The organism is Rhodopirellula maiorica SM1, assembly GCF_000346295.1.
Classification (GTDB): Bacteria; Planctomycetota; Planctomycetia; order Pirellulales; family Pirellulaceae; genus Novipirellula; species Novipirellula maiorica.
The window spans coordinates 1-9,917 of the sequence record NZ_ANOG01000234.1; the positions used below are offsets into that span (position 1 = coordinate 1).

7 protein-coding genes and 1 pseudogene are annotated in these 9,917 nt (G+C 52.2%); 4 read left to right on the forward strand and 4 right to left on the reverse strand.

Annotated features, from left to right (window positions below):
* Positions 1-374: 374 nt before the first annotated feature.
* Positions 375-896 carry a hypothetical protein gene (locus RMSM_RS07020; RefSeq protein ID WP_008693487.1) on the reverse strand — a complete coding sequence of 174 codons (522 nt, stop codon included), beginning with the start codon at positions 894-896 and terminating at the stop codon, positions 375-377.
* A gap of 970 nt (positions 897-1,866) precedes the next feature.
* The gene (locus RMSM_RS07025) at positions 1,867-2,829 is read right to left on the reverse strand and encodes a hypothetical protein (protein ID WP_008693489.1); all 963 of its coding nucleotides are present in this window, start codon (positions 2,827-2,829) and stop codon (positions 1,867-1,869) included.
* Between the two features lie 420 nt (positions 2,830-3,249).
* Here RMSM_RS07025 and RMSM_RS07030 point away from each other — a divergent pair, with 420 nt between their 5' ends.
* From RMSM_RS07030 to RMSM_RS07040, 3 genes are all read left to right on the forward strand, one after another.
* Positions 3,250-3,654 carry a hypothetical protein gene (locus RMSM_RS07030; protein ID WP_144057448.1) on the forward strand — a complete coding sequence of 135 codons (405 nt, stop codon included), beginning with the start codon at positions 3,250-3,252 and terminating at the stop codon, positions 3,652-3,654.
* On the forward strand, positions 3,655-4,275 hold the full coding sequence (locus tag RMSM_RS36510) for a hypothetical protein (RefSeq protein ID WP_052031536.1): 621 nt from the start codon (positions 3,655-3,657) through the stop codon (positions 4,273-4,275).
* A 106-nt stretch (positions 4,276-4,381) separates the two neighbouring features.
* A complete protein-coding gene (locus tag RMSM_RS07040; protein ID WP_040764550.1) occupies positions 4,382-4,765 on the forward strand; it encodes a hypothetical protein in 384 nt (127 codons plus the stop codon).
* 785 nt (positions 4,766-5,550) lie between these two features.
* On the opposite strand, the gene RMSM_RS07045 is transcribed toward RMSM_RS07040, so the two are convergent.
* On the reverse strand, positions 5,551-6,786 hold the full coding sequence (locus tag RMSM_RS07045) for a GYF domain-containing protein (RefSeq protein ID WP_160168250.1): 1,236 nt from the start codon (positions 6,784-6,786) through the stop codon (positions 5,551-5,553).
* A gap of 633 nt (positions 6,787-7,419) precedes the next feature.
* On the opposite strand from RMSM_RS07045, the pseudogene RMSM_RS38190 reads away from it, so the two are divergent.
* A pseudogene (locus RMSM_RS38190) lies at positions 7,420-8,028 on the forward strand (type I restriction-modification system subunit M N-terminal domain-containing protein); the annotation flags it as partial.
* 39 nt (positions 8,029-8,067) lie between these two features.
* Here the strand turns inward: RMSM_RS38190 and RMSM_RS07060 are convergent.
* Positions 8,068-9,831 carry a type I restriction endonuclease gene (locus RMSM_RS07060; protein WP_008693498.1) on the reverse strand — a complete coding sequence of 588 codons (1,764 nt, stop codon included), beginning with the start codon at positions 9,829-9,831 and terminating at the stop codon, positions 8,068-8,070.
* Between the last annotated feature and the right edge of the window lie 86 nt (positions 9,832-9,917).

A 9,917-nucleotide genomic window follows, 5' to 3' on the forward strand; every position in this document is an offset into this window, starting at 1 on the left:
AGCGCACCCTGGGTTCGCGATGCCACCCCGCGTCGCCGCCCCCAACGGGGTCGAACAACCGTCTGCATTATTGAACCCCGTTGGGGGTCGGTTGTTGTTGTTATCACCGTTCCCGAGGTTGCGCTTCGCGACCTCGGGCTATGTTGTTGGACCGCGTTGCGGTCAATCAATGTCCGTTGGATGCTTACATCAACGCCGACGGTGTCTTACAACGAACCCCAGAACAACGCGTCGTACATATACCAACGCCGAAGGTGTTCAACAACAAAGCCCAGGGTCGCGTAGCGCACCCTGGGTTCGCGATACCGCCCCACACCGCCGACCCCAACGGGGTCGAACAGCTGTGCTCATTATAGGAAACGGCGGTAGCTCTACTACGTTTGTCCGGTGAAGTGCGGGTCGATCTGGTGGTAGTTGAAGTTTAACGTCGGGATCTCATTGTAAACGTTAAGGATAACATCAAGTGACGACTCCGGAGTCATCGGTGTAATAGATTGACGGAGTCGATGCAGAGTCAAGAGAACATCGTTGTAATCGAGAAAGAGGTTCAACGACTTCTCACGTTTTTTGAACATTAAATCGGTTTTCTTGTACTCTGTCGCCGTGACGTGTGTAGCTGTCGACTTGTTTTCTTCGTTTAAGAAGAAGCACAGCTCGATCACCCGTTGTTCTCCTGCCGCTTTGTTGTAGCGGTTCAGCTGGTTCGCTCCGATCTCCAAAGCGTGTTGAAACTTCAGAGCGTTGCGCAGGTCGAAGGACATCACGACGTCGTTCGCTCCAGCTGTCATTGAATGCACAGCGTTTGCCTGCCCGAAGTAATCGTCTTTGACGGTCTTCGCATTGTTCTTACCGAAAGCGCGGTTTCCGGATTCCTTCGTTTCGACTTCGTTGCTCATCAAATTTGTCTCGCAAATTTTTTGTGGTAAATTATCGTCATTCGGCAGAGGCTCAATGTTGTAAGTCCACCGAAGATGCCGGTTTAGTTTTCTCGCCAATATATCGCATAGGCATTCAGGGCAGGTCGCCACTGCATTATTCTAGCCCTTCTATTTCTCTCGCCGCTTCTTCCGTCCTAGTGGTTGCTGCATTGGAAGCTCAAGCGATGCGCATCGAATAAGTTCACGAAACAAAAGCTCATCTTCTAGAGTCGACAAAACCTTGCAGCTCTTTTCATTTTCTACTGGTGGATCGTTGTAGTCATATCTGTCTTTGTACGAAAAAAAAGGCTTGCGTGTCGCGAGTGGTCGCTGGGGATGATTGCAAACGGACTAAGCCTGGAGTCGAGCCTATTGCTGGAACAGTCTTTGCTGCTGCCATAAGGTTAGCCTGTGTATGGCGTCCGCTTTCTGAGGCGGCGGTTGGATATCCGACGCCTATCGCGAGTTCCTTGACTCTGGGCCGGAAACGAGTGCGGGAGAACCGTGCACCACAGTGTTAAGAGGCTGCAGCGAGCGACTCGCAGCAGTGAAAGGATATGGCTCGGGAGTAGCTGGAAATGATAGCGGCAGTGCCTCAGGCTATGCAGCGAAGTAAAGTCCTAAGTGCATGCTAAAGACGATGGAATATTGCCCATCAAGTCCTCCTGTGATCACGTTCTTTCTCAAGTTGGGGCGTGAACTGAGGGCATCACTGCGATCTGCCCTCTTCGTCTCCGCCACCGGTATCCTGCTTTCCAATGTGGATCAGACCACATGGAATGACTTGTGTTTCAGATCATCAATACGGTTTGAGATTTGCAGTCGCAACCGCACCGGTGTAATTGGGTGATAGAAATGGTTCAAGCCCGACTCGCTTGCTCAAACAGAGGCTCAAGTTGCCACTTCATCGCGTCTTTGAGAAGAACGTCCGAAGGTTGTCCAAGCACTGCTACTGCGATTGATTCACCACATCAATCTTGTCAAATATCACTTTGGCCGCAGGCGACAGGATGACCTTTAACTCATTGCTTCCATCTTGACTCTTTTTCACGTTCGGCAGGGCGGTCAATGATTTCACTAGTTTGTCGTTGAACATGAGTTCGACATTGCTTTCGCCCCTCACACGTATGACTAATCTATGCGTCACCTGCATCGGCACAGACGTGGAAAAGGTTCTAGATGTCGTTGGATCTCCAAGTCCTGTGTTTCCCCAAAATCCAATAATGGTTTCGTTTTTCTTCGTATTTCGGAGGCAAACGGGGCGTTGGACAACGGGCAAACTAAATATTAGATCGGCAAATCGCTGGCTATCCCTTTGAAGTAATACGAAATCAACTACTAGATCATATTTTTCAAAAGCAACGTTTCCGAGTGACAAGACCGCTTCATGCGGAGCCCCCGAGCCAATCAACCTACCTCGCTTTATCTGCCAGTGTCCCTTTTCCGCTTTTCCAGACAGTTCCAGGTTTAATAATGATAGGCTTTGATTCGTCGAGTCATTTTTCTGCTTTAACATCGAAACGTCTGCACCAAAGGTTGTAACTCGGTTGGCATCTGGTGTCTTAACCGTGTGGCTAATTCCTAGTTCAGGTCTTGCCATCGGGCTATCGAAATCCGGTTCAAATCCTCTCACCCTTGCCATTACAGACGCCATCTCATCCAAGGCCAGTACGGTCTCGGCGTACTGAAGCAACGCTTGCTGCAGCAAGCCGCGGTAGAGGTCACGACGATCTGAATCACCGGCGCGTTCTCGTTCTACTGACACAGTATAGCTGTCGCCAAGGTTCGCTGAAACATCTTCCAAACGATGTGCTAATGCAGCAAACTTTCCCTCATCCGTAGATTTATCCCGATCTTGGACTTGCAGCTGCAGCCATTTGTTGTCGAGTTCATATCGAGCTTTTGAAATCAACGACTTGATCTGCCGAAAAGTGTTGCCCTGACCGTGACGACGACGCTACATTGCAGTCGGAGAAGGTCGACGACTTAGGAGAATCTATATACACATCCATCGTCCAGGTTTTTTGACCCGGGACCCCGGTCCTCTGCCGATCGGGTACTTGGTTATTCTGCGTGTATCGCTCCCAAGTTTTTCAGCAATACTACCCATTCTCCCAACTCAATAGCGAATGCAAGGTGCCGACGTCCTCGGTGATGATTGATTGGCAAAAAGAACCGGAGAACAATGGTGGACACAAAAAGAATAGAACATGCGTTTGGGCAGTGGTTGCTCTTTTGATTGTCCCTAATAAACCGGGTAATTGCCCGACTTGGGCTGCTGCTTAGCCCCCCACCCGTTTTCTCGCATGTCATTGTTTGGTACGCTACTTGCATGGTTAAGAAAAATCCTTCCAAGGCTGAGCTTGAAACAGAACTCCGTATTCTGCGACAACAGCGTCGAGCTGGGAATGTCGCGAGCGTAATTAATAACGCAATTCGCTGGACGGGCTGTGGTGTGATCGCTTACTTCTTGTTCAAGGCGATCGACTCACTAAGCGGGCAGACAACGACCGCAGATATCGGGATTGGACTAGTTGGACAACTCGAACTGAGCGATGTATTTGCTATACTGTTTGGTGGTGGCGGAGCAGTGTATGGGGCTCGACAGAAGTCGCTTCGGCAAGAGACTGTTGAGCGGCTCCAATTGCGAATTAGAGAGCTTGAGGAAAATGAAGACGGAAGCCGGACTTCAAGCGGACTAACGCCGCGCGGTGAAACAAACCCGGAGGACATTTAGATGAACCCAAATGGCTGGTTTTGGCTACTTATGCTCTGGATCCTTTTCTTCTGGTTGTATCGCGATTACCGACTGGACTATTTTCGGCAGCATCTCTTCGCGCTTCGCGACGAATTATTCGATCTTGCGAAAAACGAAGAGATCTCGTTCACTGACGATGCTTACAAATTGACTCGAGCCATGTTGAACGGAACCATTCGTTTCGGTCACAAGCTTGGGTTTGTCGACATGGTCTGCTTGGTTCTTTCGACTCGCGGTGCAGCTCGGAAAGGCAAACGCGGCGACTGCTTTGAGAGTAGGGTCAAGAACGCATACGCAGAAGTTTCACCTGAGGTACAGGAAAAACTTGGGTCAATCCGATTCCGAATGCACATGCTGATGCTAGAGCAGATAGTGTTTACGTCTTCAATTCTGATGTTTTCGCTATTCACTTTTGCATTTGCTGTGGTTTCTTTTATTGCTAGTCGGCGACTCGCACGTTTCTTTGGTAAGGCGTTTTTACGCCCACGGTTTGGGTATCTGCTTTCACTAAACGACTATGCAGCATGCGTCTACGGTGGTGGGATTCGTGGAAATGGACGTCAGTTGGATGTAAACCCCCGTGCATTCGCTGGCGGATAAACGTTCGTTGCAACGGAGCGTTGGGTGGTCGCCGTTCTAGCAATGGTCGACGCTTTTGCCGCCGCCCGCTTATCGCAGATGGTTCGTCGAAGTAGGTTACATCAAGATGAACAAGAATGATCTGGAAGCGATAAAACTGCTCGCCGATTGGTCGAAGTGGCTTGCTTCGACACAGGCTGCCGTTATTACCCTGATCGGGTACATGACGGTCTCAGGCAAGGTGACAAGTAGCGACGTGGTGCAGCCCGGTTTGGTTATTGCGGCTAGTTGCTGCTTTTTGCTCTCACTATTTGCTGCATCCTTTATTCTTTTCGCTCTACCAGGAATTGCACAAAGATTGCCGCCACCTGACGGTAGCGACGTTTTGATGATGGGAACTTACAATGGTGGCGGTATTCGGCTGGTGGTTTTTTCGGTGGCTCAGTTTCTGTGCTTCGGTCTCGGAAGCATGTGTCTTGTGATCTGGACTGCTTTTCAACTGATGGCGTGACCGTAGAAATCGACGAGTTATCGAATGTAGGTTGCGGACTGGCGGAGGCAGAATGAGTCGCAGGTGCAAGACCGTTTCGGTAGCAGCCTCAACCGGACAGCCGCGTCATTCTTCAACTCGCTCTTTTGACCCGCGACCCCGGTCTTCTGGCAATCGGGTACTTGGTTATCCGGCGTGTAGCACTTCACAACCTACCCCGCCCCGGATGGTGTACGGACTGGTGTGCAAATTCGTCCCCCCAGGGGGAAAATGCTCGGCGGGCTCCCCCTCGTGTTATACCGGGTACCTGAAACTTTGGGACTGAATGTCTCGCCAGTTTGGTTCATGCCATCCCGTTCACTCGCTCACATGCCATCTGATTGTTTTTGTGTGTACCACTTTGCTACTTGTCAGCCCCACCCACGCCTATCTCGCCTCGACACTGTACGGAACAGTGTACAAATTCGTCCCCCGCGGGGGACGTTTCCGTGCAGTAGTCTGTTCACTATCGAGGATGGGGTGGCGAGTTTTCGCCATTGATAACACGTCAGAGACGGTGTCGGACACACGCGGCTGAGAGGCGGAAGCTACGCGGTGCCGATGTCCTTGTTTGTTCCAGACCCCCGCTCAATTTTGTCTGGTGGCTCTTCGATCCACTGAAGAGTTGCAGCACGTAACCATCACCTAGCGTTGTCGCGAAATCGGACTGGTTGGCATTCCCAAGCAGAGAACGCCTCCGCGATTATAACTTGGGGCTTTGCCGAATGACCCGGCGATGGTTGAGCCATTGAGCCGGACAACCAACGCTAGTTTGGTGTCCCATCTTTTCTCCACGAACGACCGCCAGGCATTTCTTTCCCATTCAGGTAGGTTACGTCGTACCAAGGGGACCCGTTGCGGTACCAGCCACGGGAACGCCCTTGGCGAACTCCGTCGACAAATGACTCATCGATTCTCTTCTGTCCGTTCGCATACCAAATTGTCGTTGCTCCATGATGTTTGCCGTTCTTGAATTCGCTTACTTCGCGTTTCCCGTAGGCGTCATTTTGCATCCATTCTTCGCAGCGTCCATGACGGCGCCAGTGATCGTTGACAAGCACTTCCATTTGCAGACGTCGTTGGAAATTTGTTTCGGTAGAATTAACGCTTAAGTATTGTTCAAGCAAACGCATGCCTGGACGATCGCCACAGCGGTATTCACGCGTTTCCATGGACCGTCGCCAAACGGAGCTCCTCTGTGGGGCATCAGTGAAGAATTCCCAGGTGACGCCATCGAACTCAATGGGTGGGACGCCAACGGATTCAATCTCGTTCTTCGCTTTTGGAATGTTGGACGTCGACTTTAGGACTCCCTCGGCTTGCAGCGCGGGGATCATTACATCAGCTAGGGGAATCTCACCAGCGTCATTGGACGCGATGTCTGGATCGGTGAATACCATCACCGGATAGATCATAAAATAATTCTGCAGGCGAAATTCAGCCCGCTGCTTTCCGTTGGGACTGCCAATTTTCGTCGTCCATTCATCTGACAAAAGCCCATTGGCCTGGAGCTTCTCAAGGTAGTTCGAGGCAAAAGTCTGCTGGCTATCGCCTGACATCTCAACCCACTCGCCAAGAGTCATGTCGCCCAACAGTTTTTTTGCATCCGGAGAAGCAGATCCAGCAATGGAAAGGCCGAATCCTGCTACGAGCGTCAACCCAAGGGCGATCATACAGACGACCGCAGCCAACCTTATCTTGTTGGCCCGTTTCGACGATCTTTGAGCTTCGGCGGGGGCGTCCGGAACACTGGTTGAGCCCTCTCCCCCGTGAATCACTGGCGAGTTTGGTTGCTGCGAGACCGGAGGTGGAGACGTTGAGCTTTGCTTCGGAGCGTCAAACAGACGTTTGACGCGAATTGCCGTGATCCAATCACCGTCAGGGCCTTTTCGAATCAGCGAATCCGGGGCAACCTCTCCCGCCGCAGCTTTTTCCTTCAGTTGTTTTGACGTAAATGGGCCAAGCTCTTCGCCCATAAGTTGGTAATACCACTGAGCTGACATAAATTCGTTCTCGACAACTTCTCGCCTTCTACTCGCAGATCTTCTTTCGTTCGATGGCTGCGGTAAGTAATCAGCGAGCATATCGAACGGCACGACAGCGGCGAGCCATTGTTACAGCGATTCGGTTTTCTAATTGGTCCTTTAGTAATTAAGGTTTGGTTTCGGGAGATTATAAAAGGCTCGATCCATTCCTTGCAAACACGCGGCGTTCAGTTATGAGGTGCCTCACTGAATTCAAACATTGATTCTCCGACGGTTGCATCGTCAATTCTTGAAATGCGACGTCTGCCTTTGTAGCACGAATTGCCGTTGCTACCCCTCTTTTTGCAGGTGAGGCCTGCTGGTTCAGGGGGCTCACGCCTCGGACAGTGAACAGTTCGGTGTGCACGTTCGCCTTGACGGTCTGGCTTGGGATAATTCTCTGTTTGTTGCGGAGAACGACGCATGAATCGCGAGTCAACCGCGTTTTCTCAGCTAACATGGGTTGCGACGTGTCATTCGGGGGGCAGCCGACTGCATGGGCTATGAGAAGATGCTAATATGCTGCCCCGGCGTTTGGCCGTGGACGGAATTGTCTCGCAACTTTGACTCGTAACGTTGGCGACTTGAATCGCTCGCAATGGATCGCCCTGGATGAATCAACCGAACCTGTCATCGTTTATCTGGTCCGTGGCAGACCTGCTACGAGGCGACTACAAGCAATCGGAATACGGCAAGGTCATTCTGCCCTTTACGGTATTACGCCGCTTAGACTGCGTGCTGGAGCCCAACAAGGACGCCGTGCTGAAGGAGAAGGAGAAACGGGAAGCAGCCGGTTTGAACCCGGAGCCCTTTCTGCTGAAAAAGTCGAAGTGCCTGTTCTACAACACGTCGCCGCTAGACATCAAAAAGCTGATGGGCGATCAGGACAACATCGCCGAGAACATGTACTCGTACATCCAGGCGTTCTCTCCCGCCGTCCGCGATATCTTCGAGTGCTTCGACTTTCACGCCCAGGTTGACCGTCTGGGCAAAGCCAATTTGCTGTACATGGTCACCGAGAAGTTCGCCAACATCGACCTTCATCCGGAGATCGTCAGCAATGAGCAGATGGGGCACGTCTTTGAGGAACTGATTCGTAAGTTTGCTGAACTCTCCAACGAAACTGCCGGGGAACACTTTACGCCGCGCGAAGTCATCCGGCTGATGGTCAACCTGCTGTTCATCGAAGACGACGACGCGCTGACCAAGCCCGGCATTGTCCGTTCCCTCTACGATCCGACCGCTGGAACCGGCGGCATGTTATCGGTGGCGGAGGATCACCATCTCGCGGTAATGCTCGACTACAACCTGCACCTTCTGAGCGATGTTGTAGGGATGCAGTCGCACCCATCGCATCACCCCCTTCATCGCTTCGCTATGCTCGACTTGTTGCGTTGGATCACTGCCTCGACTCGCCAGCTTGAACGCCAATTTGTAGGTCGTGTAGTTTTGCAGCACATCCAGGATGAACCCCTCTTCGATTGCCTGCTGCATCGAATACAAATGGAAGGGTTCGGGCAAGTTGCCTTCACCAGCGGGCTTGGTGGGATCCGGTCGACGTCCAAAATTAGTTAGCGTGGTCGCCTTGGGAGTCGCAGTGAACGCGATGTACGTAATCCCCGACTCATTCGCTCGCCCCGCCATCTGAGCCGCCAACAAGTCCTCACTGCTGATCTCGCCACCGTCTTCGAGTTCTTTTAACTCTTCGGCCGACAGCACCGCTTTCAATTTCGCCGCAGCGGTCCCCGTTTGCGAGCTGTGGGCTTCATCCGCGATGACTGCAAACCGCTTGCCCTCGGTCGCAGCCAAGTCACGAACCGTCTTCAGGGCGAAGGGGAACGTCTGAATCGTACATACCACAATCTTCTTGTCCCCTGAAAGTGCCGCAGCCAACTCGGCACTCTTGCTTCCTCCCTTTCCTTTAATCGTAGCGACGACGCCCTTGTTCCGCTGCATCCCTTCGATTGCTTCACTCAGCTGACCATCGATCACGTTGCGATCCGAAACGACAATCACCGAATCAAACACCTTGCTGTCGCTGCCATCATGCAAATCGCTCAGGAAGTGTGCCGTCCAGGCGATCGACTTCGTCTTACCACTACCGGCGGAATGCTGAATCAGGTACTTCTTCCCTGGCCCTTCGCTGAGTACCGTGTCGAGCAACTTGCGTGTCACATCGAGTTGGTGATAGCGAGGAAAGACGACGGACTTGATTTGCTTTTTGTTGTCCTGCTCCGCAATCAAGTATCGGCCAAGGATGTCGAGCCAGCTGTCTCGCTGCCAAACGTTTTCCCACAAGTACGCTGTTTTGTGTCCATTGGGATTGGGTGGATTGCCGGCCGATTCATCATCGCCAAGATCAAAGGGCAGGAAGTCGGTTTTGGCGCCAGCCAACTTGGTCGTCATTTTCACTCGGCTGCTGCTAATCGCAAAGTGAACCAGGGCGCCACTGGGGAACGTCAATAGCGGCTCGTGCGGTTGCCCTTTTGGGCTGGGGAGTCGATCGAACCGATATTGGTCTACCGCGTCCTCGACGCTCTGTGTGAAGTCGGTTTTGAGTTCGGCGGTCGCGACCGGGATGCCATTGAGGAACAGCACCAAGTCGATGTTCAGTTCGTTGTGCACCGAGTAATGCACTTGGCGAACGACCCGTAGGCGGTTGGCATCGTACCGTTTGGTGATATCGGGGTTCATTCCCATCGCGGGTTTGAACTGTGACATTTTCACTTTGCTGCTGACGCCCAAGACATCGAACCCGCTCCGCAGCACGTTTAGCGTGCCACTGCGGTCCAGCGACACTCGCAATCGTTTCAGCAGAGTCGCCGCCGCCGCATCGCCATGATTCTTAGTCAGCACCTTCCAGGCATCGGGTTGCGTCTCACGCACCCATGCGATCACGTCATCCGGAAACAACGCCAACGAAGGGTCGTAATTCGCGGCATCTTTGTCGGCATACAACCAACCATGGGCATCCAGGTGCTGGCAAATCTCGTCCTCGAAGCTGATTTCCTTGTGCAGGCTCACTTGATACCTCTCTAAGCCGTTTGCTGGCTGTCCGGACGGACATAATTGGGAACAAACCCGTGAATAATGAGACGAAACGAACTCGG